Annotated in this window: 16 protein-coding genes; 9 read left to right on the top strand and 7 right to left on the bottom strand. The window is 56.4% G+C overall.

Annotated elements, in window-relative coordinates:
- The 4 genes from ABFT80_RS25995 to ABFT80_RS26010 all read right to left on the bottom strand — a co-directional run.
- The coding region (locus tag ABFT80_RS25995; RefSeq protein WP_347974854.1) for a TRAP transporter substrate-binding protein at positions 1-530 on the bottom strand (530 nt) is incomplete at its 3' end.
- A 328-nt stretch (positions 531-858) separates the two neighbouring features.
- Entirely contained in the window at positions 859-1,518 is a 660-nt protein-coding gene (locus ABFT80_RS26000) for a GntR family transcriptional regulator (RefSeq protein ID WP_347974855.1), read from the bottom strand.
- Positions 1,519-1,547: 29 nt separating this feature from the next.
- The gene (locus tag ABFT80_RS26005) at positions 1,548-2,660 is read right to left on the bottom strand and encodes an iron-containing alcohol dehydrogenase (protein ID WP_347974856.1); all 1,113 of its coding nucleotides are present in this window, start codon (positions 2,658-2,660) and stop codon (positions 1,548-1,550) included.
- A 5-nt stretch (positions 2,661-2,665) separates the two neighbouring features.
- Positions 2,666-4,084, bottom strand: a complete 1,419-nt coding sequence (locus ABFT80_RS26010) for an aldehyde dehydrogenase family protein (protein ID WP_347974857.1) — start codon at positions 4,082-4,084, stop codon at positions 2,666-2,668.
- A gap of 236 nt (positions 4,085-4,320) precedes the next feature.
- Here ABFT80_RS26010 and ABFT80_RS26015 point away from each other — a divergent pair, with 236 nt between their 5' ends.
- From ABFT80_RS26015 to ABFT80_RS26055, 9 genes are all read left to right on the top strand, one after another.
- A complete protein-coding gene (locus ABFT80_RS26015) occupies positions 4,321-5,229 on the top strand; it encodes a hydroxymethylglutaryl-CoA lyase (protein WP_347974858.1) in 909 nt (302 codons plus the stop codon).
- Between the two features lie 507 nt (positions 5,230-5,736).
- A complete protein-coding gene (gene bcsN / locus ABFT80_RS26020; protein WP_347974859.1) occupies positions 5,737-6,648 on the top strand; it encodes a cellulose biosynthesis protein BcsN in 912 nt (303 codons plus the stop codon).
- A 57-nt stretch (positions 6,649-6,705) separates the two neighbouring features.
- Positions 6,706-8,901: a UDP-forming cellulose synthase catalytic subunit gene (bcsA, locus tag ABFT80_RS26025; protein WP_347974860.1), complete on the top strand. Its 2,196-nt coding sequence runs from the start codon at positions 6,706-6,708 to the stop codon at positions 8,899-8,901.
- Between the two features lie 203 nt (positions 8,902-9,104).
- Positions 9,105-11,264 (top strand): cellulose biosynthesis cyclic di-GMP-binding regulatory protein BcsB, encoded by a 2,160-nt coding sequence (locus ABFT80_RS26030; protein ID WP_347974861.1) that lies wholly within the window; start codon positions 9,105-9,107, stop codon positions 11,262-11,264.
- Positions 11,261-12,301 (top strand): glycosyl hydrolase family 8, encoded by a 1,041-nt coding sequence (locus ABFT80_RS26035; RefSeq protein WP_455190013.1) that lies wholly within the window; start codon positions 11,261-11,263, stop codon positions 12,299-12,301. The genes ABFT80_RS26030 and ABFT80_RS26035 overlap by 4 nt, the downstream gene beginning before the upstream one ends.
- Positions 12,298-14,535: a tetratricopeptide repeat protein gene (locus ABFT80_RS26040; RefSeq protein WP_347974862.1), complete on the top strand. Its 2,238-nt coding sequence runs from the start codon at positions 12,298-12,300 to the stop codon at positions 14,533-14,535. The genes ABFT80_RS26035 and ABFT80_RS26040 overlap by 4 nt, the downstream gene beginning before the upstream one ends.
- A 209-nt stretch (positions 14,536-14,744) precedes the next feature.
- Positions 14,745-15,530 (top strand): hypothetical protein, encoded by a 786-nt coding sequence (locus tag ABFT80_RS26045; RefSeq protein WP_347974863.1) that lies wholly within the window; start codon positions 14,745-14,747, stop codon positions 15,528-15,530.
- Between the two features lie 227 nt (positions 15,531-15,757).
- Entirely contained in the window at positions 15,758-16,000 is a 243-nt protein-coding gene (locus ABFT80_RS26050; RefSeq protein WP_347974864.1) for a hypothetical protein, read from the top strand.
- 12 nt (positions 16,001-16,012) lie between these two features.
- Complete coding sequence (locus ABFT80_RS26055) at positions 16,013-16,867, top strand: Crp/Fnr family transcriptional regulator (protein WP_347974865.1); 855 nt, start codon at positions 16,013-16,015, stop codon at positions 16,865-16,867.
- A gap of 81 nt (positions 16,868-16,948) precedes the next feature.
- On the opposite strand, the gene ABFT80_RS26060 is transcribed toward ABFT80_RS26055, so the two are convergent.
- From ABFT80_RS26060 to ABFT80_RS26070, 3 genes are all read right to left on the bottom strand, one after another.
- Complete coding sequence (locus ABFT80_RS26060; protein WP_347974866.1) at positions 16,949-21,205, bottom strand: cytochrome P450; 4,257 nt, start codon at positions 21,203-21,205, stop codon at positions 16,949-16,951.
- A gap of 81 nt (positions 21,206-21,286) precedes the next feature.
- Positions 21,287-23,059: an adenylate/guanylate cyclase domain-containing protein gene (locus ABFT80_RS26065; protein WP_347974867.1), complete on the bottom strand. Its 1,773-nt coding sequence runs from the start codon at positions 23,057-23,059 to the stop codon at positions 21,287-21,289.
- A gap of 212 nt (positions 23,060-23,271) precedes the next feature.
- Positions 23,272-24,177 (bottom strand): choline/ethanolamine kinase family protein, encoded by a 906-nt coding sequence (locus ABFT80_RS26070; protein WP_347974868.1) that lies wholly within the window; start codon positions 24,175-24,177, stop codon positions 23,272-23,274.

The following is a 24,177-nucleotide window of genomic DNA, read 5'->3' on the forward strand; positions in this document are numbered from 1 at the left end:
TCGAAGATGTCGATGGTCATCGGGTCCGGCGGTGTGCGGATCTTCATGCCAGCAAGATCGCCAGGAACCACAATCGGCTTCTTCGAGTTCGACGTCTCGCGAATGCCGTTGTTCCACCAGGAAAGGATAAGTATTCCCTGCGCTTCAGCCGCTGTCGCAATTTTATCGCCGACCGGACCATCCATCACAGTCTCGGCCTGATCAAGACTCTGGAACAGAAAGGGAAGCCCAAGCAGGCTGATTTCCGGTACAGCACCGGACGTAGCACCCTGTGCATTGGCGGAAAACGCAATCGTGCCCAGACGGATGTTGGTGACACTCTCGGCGTCGTCGCCGAACTGCGAGCTCGTGCCCACATTCACAGTGATGCGTCCGCCAGTGCGTTCCTTGACCAATTCAGCGAATTTGAGCGAGGCGACGTCCTTCGGATTACCCGAAGCCGCACTATGAGAAATCTGAAAGGTTTGCGCAGCCAGCGGGGTTGCGCAAAGCGAAACGAATACAGCAGCTAAAATTTGACGAAACTTCATGACTATCCTCCCATTTGTGTCAAGAAATGCCCTGTTCATCCTTCGGGCCAGCCCGTAAGGACGTCGAACGAAGCGGCAATAGCTCACCTCCCCGATGTTTCGCCCAAGCGAACCGCCGGTGCTTCAGGAAGCAAACCGTGATCAGAACATGTGTGAAGTTCGCCGGTAAAACCGGCTACGCACACTTGGACCGCCAGCCCCTATGTGAGCAGGGCGTGCCTGTGTCAGATGATTGCCGGTATTGAATTTGCAGGGGTTTCAGGCCCCCGTTTTGTCCTGTGACTTAATCGCGACATCGTCGTCATGGTCTCCTCCCATTTGACGTTCTTCAGATTTGAAGCAGTAGTTTCTTCAGGATCTGGCGGATGAGGCCTCGATGATCCTGACATATCTTGCGCGCCCGCTCGCAATCTCCCGCCGTAATTGCCGTAATTATCGCGCGGTGCTCCCGGACCGAATTTGCTCTATCGACGTAAATCGGACTGATGAAAGACAGAACCGACTTCATCTGATTGCGGATGGAATAGTAACTGCTGGCGATGAGCGAATTCTCGCACATGTCGAAAATGATCTGGTGAAAGCGTGCGTCCAGTTCCGCCCATTTCCTTGCTTGGTCCTGTGCGAGATTTGCCTCCATCTCGTCGACCAGTGAGGTCAGCAAGGCCTCCACCTCCCCCGCATCCACAACCCCTGCGTTCACGCGTTCGGCGAGAAGATATCCCGCCATCCCGTCGAGTGCCTCGACCAGTTCGTAACCCCGGATCAGATCCTGGATGGTAAAGTGCCGCACGAAGGTTCCCGATCGCGGAATGACTTCAACCAGACCGTCCGCCTCAAGGCGCTTGATGGCGTCGCGCACCGGCGTAACGCTCATCTTCAGCTCGCTGGCAATCCGATGAATATCCAGCGGAGCCGAAGGCCGAAGACCACCGCTGATTACCTGCTCCAGAAGCGATTCATACGCCTTGTCCGAATAATTTCTCGACATTGACTACCTCACCACACCGCATGCTTTGATTACATGAGCTGGTTATATATCCCTGCAACGTCCGCGTTCGAAAGCGGAACATAATTATTCACCAACAGCCTTTGCTGAGTTTCAATCACCTTGTCCGCATACTGGTGGACATCGCTTGCCGACATGCCGTACTCGCTCAAGCGCTTGGTCGGAACGACTTCCGCAAGAAGCCGGTCCAAAGTGTCGAACGGGTTTTCACCTGCCTTCGGCGCGCCGAGGATCTCCTCGATCAGCTTGGCGATGTCGGCGATCTTTCCGTCGGGCTCTTTCTCGAAATAGACCTTGAACACAGCAGGCAGAAACAGACGTGTCGCCTCTCCGTGCGCCACATGATGTGCGCTGCCGAAGTGCATCGCAATTGCGTGGACACCGCCTGCCAGCACGTTGGCGAGCGCAATGCCGGCCATGTTGCTCGCTGCCAGATAGGCTTTAGCATCCTGCTGGATGACCTCACGGCCATGCTCGACAATGCGCTTGTATCCCTGCAGGATCGACCGCGCCGCTGTCATACAGAACATGTCGGTGTACGCATTGGCACGCGGTGCCAAATATATTTCGAGCGCATGCACCAAAGCATCCGCCGAAGATGTCGCAAACACCGAGTAGGGAATTTTCGACAGGAGTTCGTCAATAAGGATTGCATGATCGGCAAAGCCTGCATCGAACCCTTTTCCGATTTTGCTGCCAATGCCCGGAAAGTCGAGAACGGCCACGCAGGTAACTTCACAGCCGGTCCCACAGGTTGTGGGAATCAGGAGCAATCCGGCGTTCCGCTGCGGTTGAACGCCTGCTGCGAACAATCCCGCCACGTCTTCCTGCGAATCCAGGACCAGCACCTTGGCGCAATCGAGGATCGAGCCGCCGCCAATCGCGATCAGCCGATCGAAGCCAAGCTGTCGGACCGCAACGAGCATTTCGTCGACAGCTATATCGGTTGGCTCACCACCGCAGAAGTCGTCGTAAAACAACGTTTGCGCCGGCGTGCTCCGCATGAACGAGTCATGGAGAAACCGCTGGGTAAAAATCAGATCGCGCTCACCGACGCCATGGGCCTCGGTGAACTCGGCAAAGGTATCGTACCCATGTATCTGCGGGCGAACAGCAAACTTCATGTTGCTTACGCTCCGGCGTCGATACGTACGGCAGCGATCCGTGCGAGCAGTGGCCCGTAGATCGTGTCTTCATCCGGCTCGCTGCGATCAAGCGGTTCGGCGATCCGGGTCGTGTTGTAGTAATGCTTTTGCGTAACGTTCTCCGAAACAGCGTTTCCGCCCCAGCTTCCGCAGCCGAGCGAGAAAGTCTTTGCGAGGCCGTTCGACCAGCTTCCGGAATTGGCCACACCATGTGGCTGACGAACGATGACGCGTGACGTCTTCGTTTCGAGGGCAAGCTTGAGAATGCGACCCTGATCCTGCGAGTGGATGCCGCACGAATGGCCGGATCCGGAATAATCCGTGATGGCATTTACGAGCGCTACCGCGTCGTCAAAGGAGTCGTATTTATAGGCCGTGAGCACCAGGCTAAGCTTTTCACCGGAGAACGGGTGCTGCTCTCCAGCCGCGGTTTCCTCGACGACGATAAATTTGCAATCGGCCGGAACGCTTATCCCCGCAAGTGCGGCAATTTCCGATACAGGCCGCGCGACGACTTTGCGTGAAACGTGGCCGTTTTCCCAAAGTACCGCCTGCAGCCGCGCCTTTTCTTCCGAACTAGCGATATAGGCGCCAGTTTTTTCCAATTCACGCAGGAAGGCTTCATAAATGGAAGCCTGAACGATGATCGAGTTCTCAGCCGAACAGCCGGATGCATTGTCACCGGTCTTGCCGGTCTTGATCTTGGCGGCTGTCTCGATCAAATCGACGGTCTCGTCGATGATTACCGCAGCATTACCCACGCCAACGCCATAAGCAGGCTTGCCGGAAGAATAAGCTGCCTTGACCATGTCGCCAGCGCCGGTTGCCATAGTGACGTCGCACTGCGCCATCAACTCCGAGGCAAGCGCCTTTGACGGGGTCTGGATACATTGAACGAGATCTTCGGGCGCATCCAGCGACTTTAGGACCTGCCGGATGACATCTACAACGAAGAGCGTCGTCTTCTTGCTCGCCGGGTGCGGCGCACAGATCACCGCATTGCGTGCCCGGATGCCCAGGATGGATTTAAAAATCGGGGTCGCTTCGCAGTTCGTGCTGGGCACAAGCGCGGCGATCACGCCATAGGGCTTGGCAATGGTGGTGATGCCATTTTCCGCATCACGGTCGATGATGCCAACAGTCTTTTCCTTGCGGACATCGTGGAAGATGGCTGGCATCTTGTGCGTGAGCTTGGCGCGCTTGCTGTCGACCAGACCCATCTTCGTTTCGTCATAAGCCATTTCTGCGATTCGCGACGCCAAATCCAGACGAGAGAGGGTGTACACGATAGCGCCCGCAAGCAGATCCACCTGTTCTTGGGTATAGGTATTCAAAACGGCCTGCGCCGCGCGCGCTTTCGCGACAAGGCCAGCAATGTGATCGTGATCTGCAGTCTCGGGCATTTTTCCTCCGTTCATTCCTGAAAGACTTGGGTCAACCAGAAAACTGATACATCAGTTATCATGTCAGATAAAATTTTCAAGCCGGACATTAAACCAAAATCACGGCACGCCGCAACTGATACATCAGATAATATTTTTATTGATATTTTTATATGATCGCGCAATAGCTGGCGTCAAATGTCCCCTCCGCGCGAAATCTGCCGGACATGGGGCAAAAATTCCGGAGGAGACTGCAGATGAAAGATTTGGTGGCGATCAATGAAGTCGTATTGCGCGACGGCTTCCAAAATGAGCCCGATTTTGTGCCAACAGATGCAAAAATACGCCTTGCCAACAGGCTGTCTAAGACCGGGGTGCACCGGATCGAGGTTTCTTCGTTCGTGTCGCCGAAGGCAATCCCAAATCTTCGAGACGCGGAAGATGTTTTTCGGGGTCTGGAACGCGTAGAAGGCGTTCTTTACACCGCACTTGTTCCAAACGAGCGTGGCGTTCAGCGGGCGATCGAATGCAATGTCGATGAAGTCAACCTGGTGATGTCGATCGGCGAGAAGCACAATCTGAAGAACCTGCGCATGACATGCGAGGAATCGCTGGCGCAATTCAAGGGGATCATGTCAGCCCTTGCAGGTACCGGGATTGCCGTGAACGGCACGATCGCCACCGCGTTCGGATGCCCTTTCGAGGGGCAACAGCCGACCGAACGCGTGCTTTGGGCTATCGACGCCTATCGTACGCTCGGAATAGGCGGGGTTACTGTGGCCGACACGATCGGCGTCGCAAATCCCCGGCAGGTGTCCAAGCTTATGGCGTTGATCCGCAAGCATCACGAAGATTTGCCGCTGACACTTCATCTCCACAACACACGGGACATGGGTCTGACAAACGCGCTCGCCGCCGTAGACGAAGGCGTCCGCAGTTTCGATTCTGCGCTTGGAGGTATAGGTGGATGTCCTTACGCGCCAGGCGCTACAGGGAACATCTGCACAGAAGACCTCGTGCACATGCTGCATAATTGCGGAATCGGCACTGGCGTCGATCTCGAAGAGCTGATCGACTTGTCAGCGCAACTCCCGGAGTTGCTCGGTCATGAAGTTCCTGGTTACGTCGTCAAATCGGGATCCAGCGAACGGCTCTATACCTGTTGAAGTCGGCTGTCGAAAAGGCTTCGCATATCCATGCGCTGGCGCTCACGACCTCGTCTAGATCTAGCCGTCGGTTACGCAAAGCAGTATGGACCACGCTCGGCCAGATAACGCTCAAGGTCGTCGGAAAACGCGTGTCGCTGAGATTGCCAGAGAGGCAGAATGAAATTTTTTCCAGCAGCCCGTCCAGATTTCTAGCGACAGTCAATCTCAGATTGCTGGTTGGCCGCACTTCATTATTCCATAGCGCCTTTGCACTCCCAATCAGTTGTCGCAACAAAAGCCATGGCCGTCATCAGTGCTTATGACGGACGGAAACTGTGCGCAGGAGATTCCACGATCTCGCCGACCCACTAAATAAAATAGTTTGGGAAAAGCTTTTACGCGCTTCGATAACTCCATCGAATCTCGTAATGATTTTTAATGTTTGTAAGTAACGCGGTCGCACAAAGTTCCAAAGTGCCGACCAGGCGACAAGACGTGTCGTGTCTGGCGCGTTTGCTTGCAAACTTGAACCACATTGTTTTGCTTGGGCTTTCCGGCGCACTGCTTGCGGCTTGCGCTACGCGCGAAGGCGTCGAAATTTCCTCGACGCTGCACAGTACGACAGCGGAATCCGCGTTTGTATTGCCGCCGCCCGGCGGCCCGTCTATCGTTAGCGTGATTGAGCGGCGTTATTCAAACGCAACCCAGCAGGACATAGCTGTTGCGACTAACGCGGCAACCTCCGGCCAAAACCTTATTCGCGTTCAGTTTTTCGGTCCTGTCAACCGCGCGGCAGCAGGCGATACCGCTCTCCCGGATACCGCCTTGCGTGACGGCAATCTTGCCGCTGAAATGCGTGCGCAATTGCCGGGCATTAGGATGCAGCAATCACCTTATTATGTGCAAAACCGTTACGGGCCGTTTGGATATTCGGTCGGCCGCTCAAGCGCAGATCTTTGCCTCTATGCATGGCAGCGGATTCGCGCCGGCAAAGGCAAGACGTCTATTACCAGCAATCGCGGGAGCATTCAGATAAGGCTGCGGATTTGCGAGGCAGGAGCCACCGAACAGAAGCTTCTGGGCTTCATGTATGGCTTTTCCATCAATGCATCGTTCGACGATGAAAGTTGGAACCCTTATGGGCAGCCAGCATCTCCGCCGGACACGCTCGGCGTTCCCGGAACCCCAGTCTACCCGGTCGGTGGTACTAGTTTCGAGACTGTAACGATGCCCGTCGCCGTAGCTACTGCCCCAGCACGCCAGCGCACACCGCCCCCGCAAGCAGGGTCATCTGCACGCGCGCCTGAACCCTTGCCGCAGCCGATTGGGCCTGCCGTGCCGCCGCCGCCCAATGCCGTGAGTCCAGGCAACAATCCCGTGGTTCCCGCGCCACCTTGCCCGGCAGGTGAAGGGGGGCAGAATGCGGACTGCAATTAGCGATATGACTGGAATGCGGCCTCCACAAACAAAACGAAACTGAGAGGACTGCCTGTTATGCAGAAAATCAGCATTATCGTCTTGTGGGCTCTCGTCTCGGCTGTGGTGATTTTTCTGGTTACGCTGCCTATCAGCCTGCAGGCTCAGCTAATCGCCGGTCTGGTCGTCATGTCAGCAATGATGATCCTGAAACTTGTGCGTCCGCACGGCATCTGGCGGCTCATTGCATTGGCTCTCGGCACGGCAATCGTGCTTCGTTATGTCTACTGGCGCACGACCGGCACACTTCCGCCGCTCAACCAGCCCGAAAATTTCATTCCCGGCTTCCTGCTTTATCTTGCCGAAATGTACAGCGTGATGATGCTGGCACTCAGTCTTTTCGTTGTTTCGAGCCCATTGGCTCCGCGTCCTGCGCGAAAAGTCTCGGAAGAAAACCTTCCCTCGGTCGACGTGTTTATTCCTACCTATAATGAAGATGCTAATCTGCTGGCCAATACGATGGCCGCCGCCAAGGCCATTGATTATCCGACAGATCGTTTCAAGGTCTGGCTTCTCGATGATGGCGGCACACTTCAGAAACGCAATTCCGACAAGATCGCGGAAGCATTTGCCGCCGAAGCGCGTCATAAGGAATTGAAGCAGCTCTGCGAAGAACTTGATGTTTTCTATCTGACCCGCGACCGCAACGAGCATGCAAAGGCCGGTAATCTCAACAACGGGCTGGCTCATTCGACCGGCGATCTCATTGCCGTTTTCGATGCCGATCATGCCCCTGCCCGGGATTTTCTACGCGAAACAGTCGGGTATTTCGACGAAGATCCGCGGCTTTTCCTCGTGCAGACACCGCACTTCTTCCTCAATCCCGATCCTGTCGAGCGGAACCTGCAGACATTTGAGAAGATGCCTTCCGAAAACGAGATGTTCTACGGCATTATTCAGCGTGGTCTCGACAAATGGAACGCGGCATTCTTCTGCGGCTCGGCCGCCGTGCTCTCGCGTCGCGCATTGGCCGATACAGGCGGGTTTAGCGGCGTCAGCATCACCGAGGACTGCGAAACGGCAATCGCGCTGCATGCGAAGGGCTGGAACAGTGTCTATGTCGATAAGCCGCTGATCGCTGGTTTGCAGCCTGCGACATTTGCGAGTTTCATCGGCCAGCGCAGCCGCTGGGCGCAGGGCATGATGCAGATCCTGCGCTTCCGTTTTCCTTTATTCAAAAGCGGGCTCTCACTCCCTCAACGCCTTTGCTACATGTCATCGACGCTCTTCTGGATGTTCCCGTTCCCGCGGGCGATCTTCCTCGTGGCGCCCCTTTTCTATCTTTTCTTCGGCCTGCAAATATTCACGGCATCTGGGGGCGAATTCCTCGCCTACACGCTGAGCTACATGATCGTGAATTTGATGATGCAGAACTATCTCTACGGTGCATTCCGGTGGCCCTGGATTTCAGAGCTTTACGAATACGTGCAGACGGTCCACCTGTTTCCCGCCGTGGTGTCAGTGATCCTTAACCCGCGCAAACCGACCTTCAAGGTCACGGCAAAGGATGAGTCGATCACACAGAGCCGCCTTTCGGAAATTGGCATTCCGTTCTTTGTGATTTTCGGCATTCTGCTTGTCGGTGTTGTCGTCACCGTCTACCGGGTTATCACAGAACCTTACAAAGCCGACGTTACGCTCGTTGTCGGCGGCTGGAATCTGCTCAATCTGATAATCGCCGGTTGCGCACTTGGCGTGGTTTCCGAGCGCGGCGAGCGCGCGCAGACGCGTCGCGTAAAGGTGAGCCGCCGTTGCGAATTCCAGATCGGCGACGCGACGCTTCCCGGCACCATCGAAGACGTTTCGGTGCATGGCGCGTTGGTCAATGTTTTCGGAAAGCTGCCGCAAGGCACTGAAAATGGTGCTCTTGGAGAACTACGGTTCAAATCTTTCGCAGACGGAACAACCGGCACATTGCCGATTAACATCCGCAACATGCGTCCGACTGCCGAAGGCGTTGCGGTCGGCACGCAATATGTTCCCGGCAAATCCGAGGACCATAAGCTGGTCGCGGATCTGATATTTGCGAATTCCAGCCAATGGACAAAATTCCAGCTCGCGCGGCGCGGCAATCCTGGCCTGCTGCGCGGCACCTTCTGGTTCTTCGGCCTGGCGATTTATCAGACTTATCGCGGCCTTTATTATCTTTTCCGAAGCATGAAACCCAAAAGCGAAAAACCAGTCGATGCAGCCGAGCAAGAGGCGGCACGATGAAAAAATTGCTTGCCAGCCTGATTATAGCGATTTCTACATTTTACGTGCAGGCACAAACGCCTTTTGACATGACGCCCGAGCGCCCGCCTGCATCTGAACCTTCGATGCCCGCGCCTGCTCCGCGACCAGCGCCCGAGCCCCAGCCTGTACAGCCGGCGCCGCAAACCCCAGAACCGCAAAGAAATGTCCAACCGCAGCAGCCCGTGCAAAATTTTGCAGGCCGACGTTATCTTGTTCCAGTCAGCAGCCTCGTTCTTGCCGGCGAGGCCGCAGAACGCTCATGGTCTGTCTATCTGACGCCGGAGCAGGCAGCCGCATCAGCAGACCTAAATCTCGGCTATCAAAGCGCAATCGTCGTTGCACCCGAATCTTCGCACCTGCGACTTCTGATAAACAACAGTTCAGTTATCAACGAGAACATCCAGTCTTCCGAAAGCGTATCGGAGCACACGGCCGCAATTCCGGCAGGCGTTTTGCGCGCGGGATACAATCTCATCACACTGCAGGCGGCGCAACGCCATCGTACAGATTGCGGGATCCCTTCAACCTATGAATTGTGGACCGAAATTGACCAGGCAACGACCTACCTGACGTTTGCCGATGCAGCTGCTACGACGCTCACTCGTGTTGATGACATACGTGCCATCGGAGTAGACGACACCGGTCAAACTTCCTTCAACATGGTCGTGCCCGCAGCGGATCAAAGCACATCGACGGGGTCGCTAATAAGGCTTGCCGAGGGTCTAGCGATTATGGCCGGTATGCCGAACCAGACATTCAACATCTCGCGGACTGCGGTCCCCCCGGCGGAACCTGGCCAGATCAATGTCGTCGTCGGAACAGCCAATGAAGTTCGCACGGTCATGGGCTCAGTCCCATCCGGCGCAGATGTCGCGCCGATCGCGACATTCGTGGACGACCCGCAACTCGGAACTTCCACGCTGGTCATTACCGGCCCCTCTTGGCAGTCTCTGGCGACGGCCGTCGAAACAATTTCGGCGCCTACCGATCGCCCTGCTTCAGTTACGCGCTCGGCACTTGTCACACAGACATGGCGCTCGCCAGATGCACCGCTGTTGTTGTCTGCCGCACGGCTGAAATTTTCGGAAATGGGTACAAAGACCCAGCAATTCTCAGGCAGACGCTTCCGCACCGACTTCACCGTGGGAGTTCCATCAGATTTCTATGCGGATTCTTATGGAGAAGCGACAATCCTTCTGGATGCGGCCTATTCGGGGGAGGTTCTACCGGGAAGTCATATCGACATCTACGTAAACGACAATATTGCCGCCACCCTTCCGATTACCACCAGAGGCGGCGAAATATTGCGGCACCTGCCAATCAGCGTCACGATGCGGCATTTCCGGCCGGGCGCGAATACGATTGCCATCGAGGCCGTGCTGATGACAAGAGCCGACGAGGTTTGCGCGCCCGGTGCATCGACCAGCGAGACCAATCGTTTTGTGCTTTTCGATACGTCGGAATTCGTCATGCCGAACTATGCGCGCATTGGCCAACGGCCTAATCTCGGCGCGGTTGCAGGAACAGCGTTCCCTTATGGTCGCACGGTCGATCCTATCCCCGTGATCATCGATCACACCGAGCTTGCAACGCTTTCGGCAACGACAACGCTTCTGGCGCGCATGTCGGTTGCTGCAGGCCGCTCGATCCCGGTTGATCTAAGCGTTACAGCCGAAAACGTAGGCGATCGAAGTGCGATTTTCGTTTCCCCCATATCGCAACTACCACCGGCTATCATGAGCCAGGCGGGCATTGCAGAGGCCAGCCGTGTGAACTGGGGCACTGCACTGCCGGGGACAGGCGACAGCGGGCCATCGACCGACGCAACCTTCGCAGAATGGCGCGAGCGCCTTTCGGGCCAAGGCTGGCGCGGGCAAATCAGTTCGTTGGAAGACTGGCTGAACCGAAATTTCGACATATCGCTGGATTCACTGCGCCTTAGGCCTCGGGCTGCTATCGACTACGTGCCATCGAGCGACGCGACGCTACTTGTTGCCCAAAGTGGCAGCCCGAATGGCGAAGGCACATGGACCGTCGTCACCGCGCCCAATCCGCAAAATCTTGGCGACGGCATGCGCTTGCTCGTTTCGCAGTCCAACTGGGCGCAGATCGGCGGTCACATCACCATTTTCAATGCTGCGACGAGCCAAGTGGATACGGTGCCGGTGAATATGTTCAGCTTTGTTGAGACACAGCCAGGATCGTTTACCAATTATCGGCTGATCGTTTCCAATTGGCTTTCAGCGAACATCCTCTCTTATTCGGGTCTGCTCGCAATATTCTGCGTGGTGCTTGGTCTTGTCACCGCAGCAATGCTCGCAACGATGGGGCGGAGGCGGTGAGAAAACTCTGCATCACACTTGCTTCAGCTGCGGCAATTCTTGGTGGAGCATCGGCCGCATCGGCGCAAAGCGGGACGATCAATCCGGCAGATTGGGCTGCATACAAGTCTCGCTTCATCGATGAAGGCGGGCGTGTCATTGATGACGCCAATGCCCATATCAGCCATAGCGAAGGACAGGGTTATGGACTTCTGCTCTCCTATCTCGCCGACAATCGAGCCGATTTCGATCTGATCTGGTCATTTACACGCACGGAATTCATGCTGCGTGACGATGGGCTAGCCGTATGGAAATGGGACCCCAGCGCAACACCGCATGTCACTGATGCTAACAATGCATCCGATGGCGATATCCTGATTGCCTATGCGCTGGCGCTTGCCGGAAAAGCATGGGCGCGCAACGATCTCACCAGCGCCGCGACCAGCATAGCGCGCGCGACCGGCAAAATCAGCGTTGTCGAAAATCAGGGGCGAAGCCTTCTTCTGCCAGGCGCCAAAGGTTTTTCCGCAGACGAACGTTCCGATGGACCGATAGTCAATCTTTCCTACTGGGTATTCGAAGCCTTTCCAGTACTGGCCGAGCTTGCGCCAGAAACCGATTGGGCCGGCCTTTCCGACGAAGGCACTCAGTTGATCGTCAGTGCGCGGTTAGGTCCCAAGAAACTACCGCCCGACTGGCTTTCGTTAAAGACACGACCGAAACCGGCTACCGGCTTTGCAGCGGAGTTCAGCTATAACGCGATCCGCATTCCGCTTTACCTGTTGCGTGCGGGCAGTCGCGATGCCGCTCTGCTCGAGCCCTTTCGTGCGGCAATGACCAACTCGGGCGCAACCATCGATATTGCAACTGGGGACCCACGCGATACCTTGTCCGATGCAGGGTATCGTATAATCCCGGCGTTGATTTCATGCGTTCTTGAGGGCGAAAAACTGCCGATCGACACGAAAACCTTCGCGCCAACACTCTACTATCCCTCGACCTTGCAGCTCTTGGGATTGTCATTTGCGGCGGAGAAGCACCCGGAGTGCCTTTCATGAGGCTGCTGCCGCTCTTCCTTACAACCTCCATTGTCGCTATCGGCGGGTTCGGACTTTATCAGGCCGGCTATCTGGATAGCTGGACCGACCAACCTGAAAACGTGTTCGTCGCGGCAAATGCCCCTCCATCCAACGGCAATGGCGGTTTTTCGGCAAGCAACACGCCTCCGATTCTTGCACAGGCAACCCCGGCGCCGTCTCAGACACCTTCCATCCCGCCACACAGAGGCGCTTCCCTGCCTCAGGTCGACGAAACCGCGCTCCGCTACTTCGCGAACCGTGGCGATACACGACGTCTTCAGGCCGAAATTGCGCGCCTCAAGGCGCTTTATCCGCAGTGGACACCGCCAGCCGACCCTCTCGCTATTCAGCAAAATGGCGATCCGGAACTTGAAAGGATGTGGCGGCTTTACTCAGAAAACAAATTTGCCGAAGTTCGAAAAGCGATCGGAGACCGCCAAACGAAAGAGCCTAATTGGCAGGTTCCAGCCGATTTGCTCGACCGTCTCGCAGTCGCTGAAGCCCGCGAACAACTCATCAATGCATCCAATCTCAAGCAATATGAAACGGTGGTGCGCGTCGCATCCGGCAATCCAAGCCTGTTGATCTGCAGCGAGGTGGACGTTCTCTGGCGCCTTGCGGAAGCATTTGCGAAAACGGATCGCGATCAACGCGCTACGGACGCATATCGCTATATTCTCACCAATTGTGAGGAAGGCGAAGCGGAGCGTTTGGCCACCATCCAAAAGGCGCTGCCTCTCCTGCCGCGCACGCAACTTGACACTTTGCTTGCCACTGAGAAGACCGACGCTAGCGGTGCCGGAGAATTCGTCTCGATCCGCGATGATCTTGCGCGAAAGAGCGTCAGTGACGCGGGTCAGGATGCCGCTCAGATCATCGACCAAAAGGAGCTGTCCATAGTAGAAAATCTCGCTCGGACCGAAAACAAGGCATCGGACTCGCTGCTGCTTGGCTGGTATAATTTGCGACGCGAAAGTTTCACTGCCTCGGAGCAATGGTTTCGCAGAGCAAATACGGCTGAAAACACCGCCGAATCGGCGCAAGGGCTGGCTTTGGCTCTCGTCGGACTCTCAAAGTTCGCAGAAGCAGAATTGACGCTTTATCAATGGCGGGACACATCGGAAGAAATCCGAGCGGTCTATCTTGCGGCGACGGCTAATCTGCTGGCTGTCGAGCCACCAGTGCCGCTCGCTCCAGAGGTGCTGCAACGTATCGTTCCTGAAGTCGCGCGGGCGCGCGACCCTGCCAATGCGCAGCAGCTTGGGTGGTATGCGCTTGCGCTGAACCAGTTCCAGACCGCAGCGCGGTGGTTTTCCACCGCACTCGAATGGAAGCCGGATGACGAGCCCTCCGCCTACGGGCTGGCTCTGACAAATTACCGTCTCGGCGAAAATGCGGCAGTGAATGAAATTCAAGCCGCTTGGCGCGGACGCTCCGAGCGGATAGCCAGGCTGCGAGACGCTTCCAATGCACGCCCGGGCGGTCGTACAACTGCGCCGCCAACCAGCGATTATACGCCTATGCAGGAAACAGGCACCGTTTCACGGTCACCGGCCTATGTCGCGCCAAACGACAATGAAGTGGGCTCGCCTTCACCGCCTCGCACCGCCGAAGCAGACCCTGCACCGGTGACGCGATTGCCTCGAGTCGCGCCACGTCCTCGTGAAACTGCGGCGCCAGTTCGCAACACCCCAAGCCCGCGCGGATGCACCTCGACAGTTGCGCCGGAATCGCTTTCTGCGCAGGCCGCACTCAACCGCGGCTGGTGTCTGATGGAGATAAATCGTCCGCTCGAAGCTGCTCCTGCATTCGAGGTTGCACTGCAGCGCGGGTCGGCAAAAATCCGCGAGGATGCCGCCTATGGTCAGAGCCTTGCTTATCTACGTGCGGGTCTTTCCAAAGAAGCAGCTGTTGCCGCGGCGAAGTCGCCACAAAACCAGCAGAGAACCGTCGAACTGCGAACTTCACTACTATCATCCCAAGCACTCGATTCCTTCGAGGCTGGCCGATACGTTGAAACCTTGCTGGCGCTCGACGAGCGGGCGAGAATTGCAGCCGAACGTCTCGATCTCATGACGTTGCGCGGATATGCTTATTTGCGTCTTCGCCGCTTAAACGACGCGCAGAAAGTTTTCGAGGCCGTCGCTGCTACCGGAAACAGCGAAGGCCGACGTGGATTGGCCGCCGTTATGCAAGCCCGCGAGGCGCAATAGCCGCTTCCAATTCACCAAGTTGGGTTTCAGTAATCGTTTACCGACACGAGCCACGTCCGTCTCGTCTATTCACACGGCTTGGACGCCGGCCCGGATCTGTGGTCGCGTGAAAACGATCATCAAGCTTTCCTGCGCCTCATGACAAATTGGGGTGACGATATGCTCCAGCGATGTCGGGAAAGTGATGAAATCAAATATGAAACAGAAGCGTGAAGGACATCACATTCAAACCGGGATCACTCGGCCATCATGCGCCTCGCGTAGACGTCTTGGTTACGCGCAAACAGTGCACCTTGGTAAGAGGAGAGGTCATCATGCCTAACAAACAAATATTTTTTAACGCACAGTCCCGGATTTACATTGATCGCATGAATTCAGTCGGTGCGGGCGACGAAGATGTGAACACGAAAAGCGGAAGAAGCACCTATGTCACCGTGAGAGCTGGGGCGCCTGTACCTGCCGCGGGCGGCCGGGAAATTCAAGTATATCTCGATTTTCATGTCGAAGAAGCTGCAAAAGACTATACCGAGTTGCAGGCTCAGGCGGTCGCCACAATCTATCTTGAAAGCGGCATGACATTCAATTCCTTCGGTGCCGGGTTCACTCCAGCGAGCTACAATGAAACAATCCGAGGGCAAGTCCACAATTGGATCGACATCACGGCCCGGCCCGGCATCGCCGGCTCGATCATTTCATGGTGCAGGATCAAGATCGACGGAAGCGGCGATGATCATCGCGGGAATGCCAGACTCGACGCTCACATTTCCATTCCGGTCGTTGCGAATGTCTGGATCGAAAATCCTCCAAGCGGAGGCCAGACGAACGAAGGGACAGATCTGCTTTCCCCACTGACCATGCATGAATTGGGTGAGCTGAAAGAAAAACACTCTTCACGCTTCGTCGACATCATCCAGGGTAAGGCCCTTCCGGAAAGCGCAGTCAAGGTTCTAACCCCGAGCAAATTCATCAAGCTGCGGGACAAGCTCCCAGCATAGGGGCTTCTTCACTTCTGACGGGGGCGATAGCGAGGTGGGATCAGCGGGCAGGTTTCCATACCGATCCGTTTGATCCCGCCACGTTTTCGGAACAAAAAGCCCACACTTCAATGTGAAGCATTTCATAGTGGGCCTCCTCATTCCAGGTGATCATGCTGGAATGATTGCATCATCTCTCGATTGGACCATGCAAGCAGTAACACGTCACAAAAAACAAAAGGTGGGGCATGCGCATTATCGTCAAGCCGGCAAAACGAGCAGGTAATTCGAAAACGATTTTCGAAAGCAAACTGTCCAGTGAGGATTTGGACGGCCTGGATCGTACCGGGATCATTATCTCGATCACTGCCGATCCAATTTACACAAACAACCGCTATCAGGCCACCAGCCAATATCGCTACGATATCATGCTTTCGGCCGAAGAGATTTCTACAATCGCGAGCGCGGTGGAGCGCAGGGTAACAGAATGAGCGACGACGGCAGTGCTCCCCGTCGAAGGACATAATAGCTTGTCTTCCCGCCTTATGATCTGGCAATCTGAAAGCAGGGTCATCAAGGACAGCGCCAGCGATGGGCACAGAGAATTTCATCAGTGCAAGATTGCTTTGCTGGAGGCCAGCCGCTCGGCCCCGAAGCGTATGAGCACGACAAACGGGAGTTATCTAGTAGGAACTGTCGGCGCGTTGGATCAGGCCTTGTCAGATAGCGATCTCTTCGCACTTTTGTTCGACAATTGTATCGCCGACACGATGCCGAGCGGCAAGCACCTGTTCCTGCAAGAAGACAGGTCCGACCGGATCTTCGGGCTCATAGAAGGGTCGGTCGAAATATCGATTTATTCGATCGACGGTCAGAAGCTCGTCGCCAATGTGCAAATGGCGCCAAGTATCATCGGTGAGATTGGAGCGCTTGACGGAGGTTTGCGTACCGCCACGGCGATCTGCCGCTCGGACTGCTTTATCGTTTCGCTGGATCGACTGCAGTTGTTGCGACGTATTGAGGAAAACCCGCTGCTCGCACGTTCGATTCTGCAACTGGTCTGCAAGCGAGTACGATGGGTGACGGAATCGCTGGGCGATCATGCGTTCCTCAACATAGAGGGCCGTCTTGCCAAGCGGCTGCTCCTGCTGAACAGCATCCTTGCCGATCCATCTGGATGGATCGGCATATCCCAAAGCGAGATTGCCGAGTTCCTCGGCGCGACGCGCGAATCGGTTAACAAGCTCCTCAATGGCTGGAGGAGCCGTTCGCTCATCGACGTGCGTCGCGGCCGCATCAAGATCATTAATTCGCGTGTCCTACGCCAGCTCGCCACCGAGGGCAGTGACACCTGCTGACCTTGGGAACGGTCTATTCTAACTGCCCTGTCTGTTTTTCAAGAGTGATGATCTTCTCAAAAACCGGCTCCGCTTTAGGGATCACGCTCTCGACAACATATAGCGCAGGGCAGATCGGCTTGGCAGAAAAAAATATCCCCCTCCCCGCGTGGTGACGAAGGAAGGCATGCCCTGCAGAGCGATCGCGCCCTCCCATCTGGGAACGGCAAACCGCCCGACAGGATCTCCTACCTCGTCCACCGTCTGGTTGCCGATCAGGGGATCCTTCTCGTCTCGCAATCCATGAAAATTGCTGGATGCCATCCAGGTCTGCTGGATGAATTCATACTGCCGCTCGATATTGGCGTTGACACACATGAAAAGCAGGCCCTTTTCCTGCTCGCCGTTTTCGCCGGGCATAGAGTAGGTGCGGCCCACGCGCAGGATTCGATGACGCCTGGTGATGCGCATCTGCGTGTCGAGATCGGTGTCCAGCGAGGCGCGCGGATTGGACCGGCGTACATGAGCTCCCAGCGGGCATTTGAGGCCTTGCGGATCCTCGGCACCGAAGGTGAAATCATTGTCCGGCTGGCCTCCTGCAGGTTTGCTTGGGCTGCTAACGAGAGATGAGCCGTCCTTCCAGCGCCCGACGATGCGGGCAGCAACCCAATCCGGTGTCACTGGATCTCGCGTCAGCTTCGAGATGTCGTCCGCAGCGTGCCGGCAATATGCGTCGAAGCGGTCGATATGCTGCTGGAGTTGCCGGACGACGACGAAACTGCCATTGCGCCCGAAATCGTGCAACGGGGCATCATTCGTAATGGCACCGTTGGTGTCGGTAGCACGGAGAATCCCAAGCGGGTCGGCGCCTCCTGACACAGTTGGGGTCGGAGGATAAAAACCGTGTTCGTCCCGATAGCCGAACAGGAATTCTCCGGCATTGACGCGATGCAGGGCGTTTGCAGACCTGCCGGATTGACGTTCGGTTCCGCGGATAACCGGTTGCGAGATGCCATCCGCGAAGCCGAAATGGTCCTGCGCCTTCGACCAGCCGGCACCCGACTGGCCGGGGTCGGCACGAATAACGGTCAGGTCGAGTTCCTGCACGATCGGGATGCCCGCGTCGCTCGAAATTGCCCCCAGTGTCGCAACCATGCTTTCCAGCACGGCAGGGCTCTCCGCATAGCAATTGACAATGACATCAACCGGATTGCCATCTGCACCCCACAGCCATTTACCGGGATCGTTCGGACCCGTGTCGTCGAGCACGCGACTGCGGTATGGGTTAGTCATCCCCTGCCTGAAGGCGAGAGGAAAGGTGGCCAACGGGTCCTCTCCGTCGATTTCGTTCAAGCCGAGTCGTTTCAGGCCGTCCGGACCGAAAAGCGCGATCATCGCACTGTGAAGCGGTGGAGAATCGCCAAAGGATAGGTTGCTTGCGATATGGCCGAGCCAGTCCCTGCGCCGACCGCTGTTCAATTGCGGAGGTATGTGAAAGGCCAGCATCCTGCCATGCGACAGGCGGCCCATGGGACCGAAGACGATCGACTGGATCTCACCCTGCTCCAGCATCTCTTCAGGCACCGCATCGGGAAGCAGAAGGCGCTGCACCCTGTTGAGCCTTGTCCCTGGCAGGCGTTCCGTCGATGAGATCAGGCTGATCCAGTCGCGCGCGTCGCTGAGTCTTGCCGAGCATATGCCTTGCCGGATCAGTGCGTTCTTGCGGATATGCGTGGTCGAAAGGTGCGGATAGGCACTGTACCAGAAGCCCGTCGGGACTTGTTGGGTTCGGGCCCAGCGCTTGAAGCGATCGCCATCGCGTGCGCCATAGAAGAACAGGAATTTCGTTGGTGGAAAACCCTCCGTATTGCTCCACACGCCGGTAAGGCCTTTGGAGGCTTTGGTGATGAAATCTTCCAGATAACTTTCCCAGCTACCACCATAATTGCTGAGGAAAACCAGCTTGTCGGTGCCCGCTATGCTGACCCAACGCGCGAAATGGATGGTGCCAATGTTCGACAGAAAACCCGGCCGAAAAAGATGGGTGGCGGCGATCGAGATCACATAAAAGGTGAACCGAAGAAGGATGCGTCGGAGAAGTCCGGGCTTGAGGGTGGAAACGGCTGTCATATGGTTCTGCAGGCCGCGATCTTCGCGCTTTTGCAGCTCCTCCAGACGATCCAGCGGAATGGACTGGGTCGACGGCACGGATGCCTCTTCGATGCGGCGAAGCCAGATTAGCGCAAGCGCGATTGCGATCGACAGCGTCGTTAGAATTCCAAGCCCGGAAAGCACGAAGGCTGTGCCGACGCGTAAAAGAAAATGCGGCCAAGCCTGCGTGGGATAGAAGAGCAGATAATAGGTAAGCGCCCAGCATAGCGCATAGATAAGGCCACCGGTGACATAGACCGGCCACGCCAAAAGCGTGCGCTGAACCGCGTTCCACGCGCCCTTGGGAGTATCGTCCAGCGCATTGGCGACAGGAACGAATGCTCCGGCGAAATCCGGGTTTTGACGCATCCTTTCGCGCACTTCGTGCAGGACGGCTGGCGCGTCACTCCCTGGCTTGGCGGAAAGCTCCTCCACGATACGCATCGCCGTCTTGGCCAGCCTGTCCTCTCGCTTGATGCGCTCAACCGAGTGGCCGGGCGTACCGCTGAAGACCAGACCGTTAAGGCTACCGAAAACCGGGGATATATCCTGAGCATGCCGGTCCATGAAGGCAATGAAGTCATCCCCGACCGGGTCGGTGGAGGCTTCCGCAAAAATCTGCCTTACGAGGTCTCCCATCGCCCGGTCGAAGGCGTGGAGAACGGCATTTTTGCTTCCGTCTCCCGCCATTTCCAATAGGAGATGATACTTTGAGCTACCATCCGAATTGGCGCCAGTCTCAATGATCGACATGGAAGCAAAATGAATTGTGCGGACAGCGTCGAGACGCCTTCTGATTTCACCGGTGGAAGGATTACCCAATGCGTCGAGGCGTGCCTGAACAGTTTCCCTGCGAACACTATCCTTGACCGGCATGATCACCGTTATCATCGACTGTTGCGCGACCGGGTCGAACTCAACCATTATCCTGTCTGGATAGGGGCCAAGCCGCTCGAGCCTGCCTTGCCTTCCCTTGACGCGACGAAAACCCGGCCGTGAAAACAGCGCTCGAAAGCATTCGGCAGTCTGAACGCGCGCCAAAATGGCACCTATGCATTTGTGGATGCCGTGGCCGAAAACAAGGGATTCCTGGTCGGGACGGCCCGGCTTGAAGCTCCATGGATCGGCCACGTTGCGCTCGTCAAACATGGCCGAGCGTGTCGCCGGCCAGATGACCGTATCTGCCTTGATCGCGTAGGGTCGTTCGGTGCCGCGACCGATCTCGTGCGCTTCCCGGGCATAGCGCCACGGGCTGACCCAGATCGGCTTGAACCGCATAGCTTCCACGATCGCCTTATCCAGACGCCTGTCGTCCCCGGCATTTATGGCAGCCCTTACCTCATCGAAAATCTCGGCGCGCGAGAGCATGACATCGAGGCAGTTGCCGCCGCCCAGAAGTGTGGTCGGGCCGAAGCCGGTGATCATGCCCAGCATGATCGCGTGTATGTCGGCTCGCTTGATGCGGCCCTGCTGCATCGCTGCAACCAGCCGGTCGAGCGGCCTCTCCTGAACTGCTCCGCCAGCCAGCACCGCATCTATCGACTGCTCGATGGCTGTTTGCATATGACGCGAAGCGGCAATCGCCAATTCCCTCGCGGTCCGGTTGGCAGTCGGATCGCCGAAGAACAATGTACTGAGCGCGATATTCCAGTCAGCGAATTCGCCCTCATCCTCAACCTTTACGCCATAATAGTCCCGACAGATCGCCGAGGAGACGATGCGGAACAGGTCCTTGGCCGCATTCAACTGTGTGTCCGCTGAATCGACGATCGCCTTGGCGCGCGCTGCAGCTATAGGGCGGACGCGTTCTTCCACCTCGCCGGGCGGGAATGCGCTCAGCACGACCGATTTCAGACGTCGGTATTCCTCTCCGTCCGGCATGCCGAGAATGAAATTGGCACCGCCGGCGAATTCGATCATCTCAGGCCCGTAAGGCGTTTCAAAATCGGCTTGCCGTTCCAGCACCTCGCGCACATCGGCGCTGCGGGTCAAAAGGACGAAGCGTCCGCAGCGTGCTCGCGGCCAGAATTTCCTCAAAAAGCCCAGCCACCAGTCGGGGTGCTCGAAAAGATGCCCGATCGCTCGCGCGCGCCAACCGTGGGATCGTATGCGCTCGATATCGAAGGCTGGAACCTCCGCGTCGATGGGAAGCTCGGCTTGTGCCTTCGCTATCCCCTGGAAATATTTCGGGCTGCACTTGAACACCATGGACGCCCCTCCGAGTCAAACCACTCCAGCAATCCGTCTTCCGTCACACCTTCTCTATGAAAAACTTCACATTGGCAGACCTCATCGATCAGCCAACTCAAAATTATCGATGATCCCCTCGTTGATGGACTTGTCGCGAAAGGGAATCCACTCGATCCATTTGCGTTCGAACTCGGGATGGCGCGCGTGGAAAAGCCTCGATTCCTGCCGTGCTTCTTCGAAGCGTCCGCTGCGCGCCAGGGCGCCCGCCTTGAGATAGCTTGTATAGAAATAGCTTGGAGCCAACAACAGTGAACGGTCAGCGGCCTCGATCACTGCCGGCCAGTTGCTGTCAATCGTGTGAGCGACCGCCAGTTCGCCGATATTGTGAAAGAGGTATGGCTCGAAGGGACTAAGCCTTATCGCTTCCTTCAAATTGCGGATCGCCTCGCGCGGTTCCAGAAGCAGAGCTCTTGCGCTCCCGAGACCCGTATGTGCGAGGGAAAAGCTTGGATTAATGTCGATGGCCTGGCGAAAAAGATCGATGGCCGACTGCGGACGCGCTTCCAGTATCTCGACAAAGCCAAGATAGCAGTAGGGCCGCGCGTCAAGGCTGTCCATGAGCGAAGAGCGCCGTGCATAGTTGGCCACGATCCTAAGTTCATCGCGGTCAGCGAAATTTAGCCACGCCTTCCACAGATGCCACCAGGCCAACTCGTTGAGCACCGCGCTCGAATTCGGGTCCTCGCCATAGGCCTGCCCGAAATATTCGAAGGCTTTTACCGTATCTTTCGAGGAACGCCGTTGCATATGCCAGCGCCCGCGGCGCAACAATTGCCAGGTCGACAGGGTTTCCGGCGGAACCTGGAACGTCCTGACCTGCTCGACATGATCGACTTCGCGCTCAAGGCGGGAGACTATCTCACCGCCCAGATCGTGTTGCAGGCGCTGCACCTCTTCAAGGCCGCGCTCGAAACGTCCTGCCCAGATGACGCGCGAGTTGGAACCGTCGGCCAACGATGCGTTGAGGATGATCCTTTTAGCGTCGCCGGATACGGACCCCGAGACCACGTAACGCGCGCCGAGCAAGTGTCCGACTGCAGTTATCGTAAGCGCAGGTTGACGGAACTGAAAGCTTGAATCACGCGCGATGACCGGAATCGACCTCGTATTGGCGACGCCCAACAGGATGTCTCCGGCAATGCCGTCGCACAGATAGGCAAGCGCTGGATCGCCAGTCATATTTTCAAAGGGCAGGACAGCCAAGGCCGGAAGATCGTCGGTTCCAGCCGGGGCGTGGAACCTGTCCCTTCCGATCCGAAAATCCGGCAGACTGGTTACGTTCTGGCCGCTTGGGTCGGAGATAAAAACGTGCACCGGCAGGGAGATATTCTTCAGCTGAAAGGGGCCTAGATCCGTGAAGTGGACGTCGAACTGCTCCGTGAGTTGGGAATAGGCGGTTTCGGCCAACGCCACGCCCCCGTGAGGCGAAAACTCCTGAACCCGTGCGGCAATGTTGACCGTATCCCCAAAAACCCCGTCATCGCGGATCACCACGGAGCCAGCGCTTATGCCCGTGCGAAACGGCATCACCTGCTGTCGGTCCACGCCAGCATTGACTTTACCAATTTCCGTCTGGAACCGAACCACCGCGCTCAGCGCAACGATAGGATTGCCGAAAAGCGCCATTATGCTGTCACCAGCCGCACCGAATATAGTGCCGCCGGCACGCTCGACGCTCTCGACGATAAGAGCGCGGCGCTCGTCGAACAACCGGAGCGCTGCTTCCTCGTCAAGATTCATCAGTCTCGAAAAACCGACCGCATCTGCCGAAACGATGGTCGCGATCTGGCGTGGATGACGCTGCTCAAGCATAGAGCTAGAATTCCGAAGATGAGGCCCCGCGAGCCAGCCTAAGATCATAAATTGCGATATTTACTGACTTAACTGATTTGATCCCAAATTTTCGCCTGTGTCACGTGTGTTCCCATGATAACGGCGCCGCCTCTTATCGAGCAACTGAACTGCTTAGTTTAAGGCGTTTAAATTTGGCCCAAAGAATGTGTAGGCCTGTTTCAAGGGAACCATCAAACCAACTCTATTGCCCTATCCCATTCCGGGACAGTCATCATTGCGCGCCCTCGCAGAAAGAGTATGTCGGCATATTTGCCGAAATCGAATGGTATGCTCGATGTCCGACTTTGATAGGTGGCCCAGCAACCCCACACCACGCATGCAACGCCAATATAAAGGTAAACACGCGCAGCCGTAGCGGCGTCTGCCACGCCGTCATATAGTTCCAGCGTTTTTACTATATCGCCTTTTCCAATGAAAATAGACTCGAACGAAAACATGGCGATGTCCCAATAGGGATCGTTACCTGACGCGTATTCCCAGTCGATAATCTTAACGTCGAGCGCGTCATTGACCATGTAGTTGTAGACATAGCCATCATTGAAGCAGGCACATGTTTCCATTCCTGCTGCAAGTATTGCGTCCCTCGCACGGCCGACCTGCCAGAGGATATGGTCCATGTCCTCTGGCAGATCGGCATCGATCTTCTTCAGCCGTGCAAGATGCTCGTCTAACTGGTCGAAGCCCGTCTTTGTTCTCGACATAGACTGGCTTCGGTGGATTTCCTTGTAAGCTTTCAATACGTTCGCGCGGACGATGGGGTTCTGCAAATCGATGACGTTGCAGCTCCTGAAGCCATGCAAAAACTCGTAGACTTCGATGCCGTCCGCCTCATCGTAGAACAGCAGCTGCGGCGCGTAACCCGTTTTCGCCGCCTTGATCGAAGCCTCATGAGCAAGCTCTCGATCAATTAGGTTTTCAGTCCCCGGCCCGTGAATTTTTAAAAAGAAGATTTCGTCAGTATCGTCGAGACATATCCGCCAATTCACATTGGTGATACCAGACGTGATCCTCTCCGGGCGTGCCGGGCGGCCCTTCCACATCCCCGCTTTCTCGATGGCTTGTTCTATCGTGATCAT

It is taken from the genome of Foliimonas ilicis (genome assembly GCF_039939195.1).
GTDB lineage: Bacteria > Pseudomonadota > Alphaproteobacteria > Rhizobiales > Rhizobiaceae > Foliimonas > Foliimonas ilicis.

Coding starts and splice junctions, on each gene's coding strand:
- ABFT80_RS26000 (WP_347974855.1), bottom strand. CDS start 1,518: ATGTCGAGAAATTATTCGGACAAGGCGTATGAATCGCTTCTGGAGCAG.
- ABFT80_RS26070 (WP_347974868.1), bottom strand. CDS start 24,177: ATGATCACGATAGAACAAGCCATCGAGAAAGCGGGGATGTGGAAGGGC.
- ABFT80_RS26040 (WP_347974862.1), top strand. CDS start 12,298: ATGAGGCTGCTGCCGCTCTTCCTTACAACCTCCATTGTCGCTATCGGC.
- ABFT80_RS26005 (WP_347974856.1), bottom strand. CDS start 2,660: ATGAAGTTTGCTGTTCGCCCGCAGATACATGGGTACGATACCTTTGCC.
- ABFT80_RS26050 (WP_347974864.1), top strand. CDS start 15,758: ATGCGCATTATCGTCAAGCCGGCAAAACGAGCAGGTAATTCGAAAACG.
- ABFT80_RS26065 (WP_347974867.1), bottom strand. CDS start 23,059: ATGCTTGAGCAGCGTCATCCACGCCAGATCGCGACCATCGTTTCGGCA.
- bcsA (WP_347974860.1), top strand. CDS start 6,706: ATGCAGAAAATCAGCATTATCGTCTTGTGGGCTCTCGTCTCGGCTGTG.
- ABFT80_RS26060 (WP_347974866.1), bottom strand. CDS start 21,205: ATGGTGTTCAAGTGCAGCCCGAAATATTTCCAGGGGATAGCGAAGGCA.
- ABFT80_RS26010 (WP_347974857.1), bottom strand. CDS start 4,084: ATGCCCGAGACTGCAGATCACGATCACATTGCTGGCCTTGTCGCGAAA.
- ABFT80_RS26015 (WP_347974858.1), top strand. CDS start 4,321: ATGAAAGATTTGGTGGCGATCAATGAAGTCGTATTGCGCGACGGCTTC.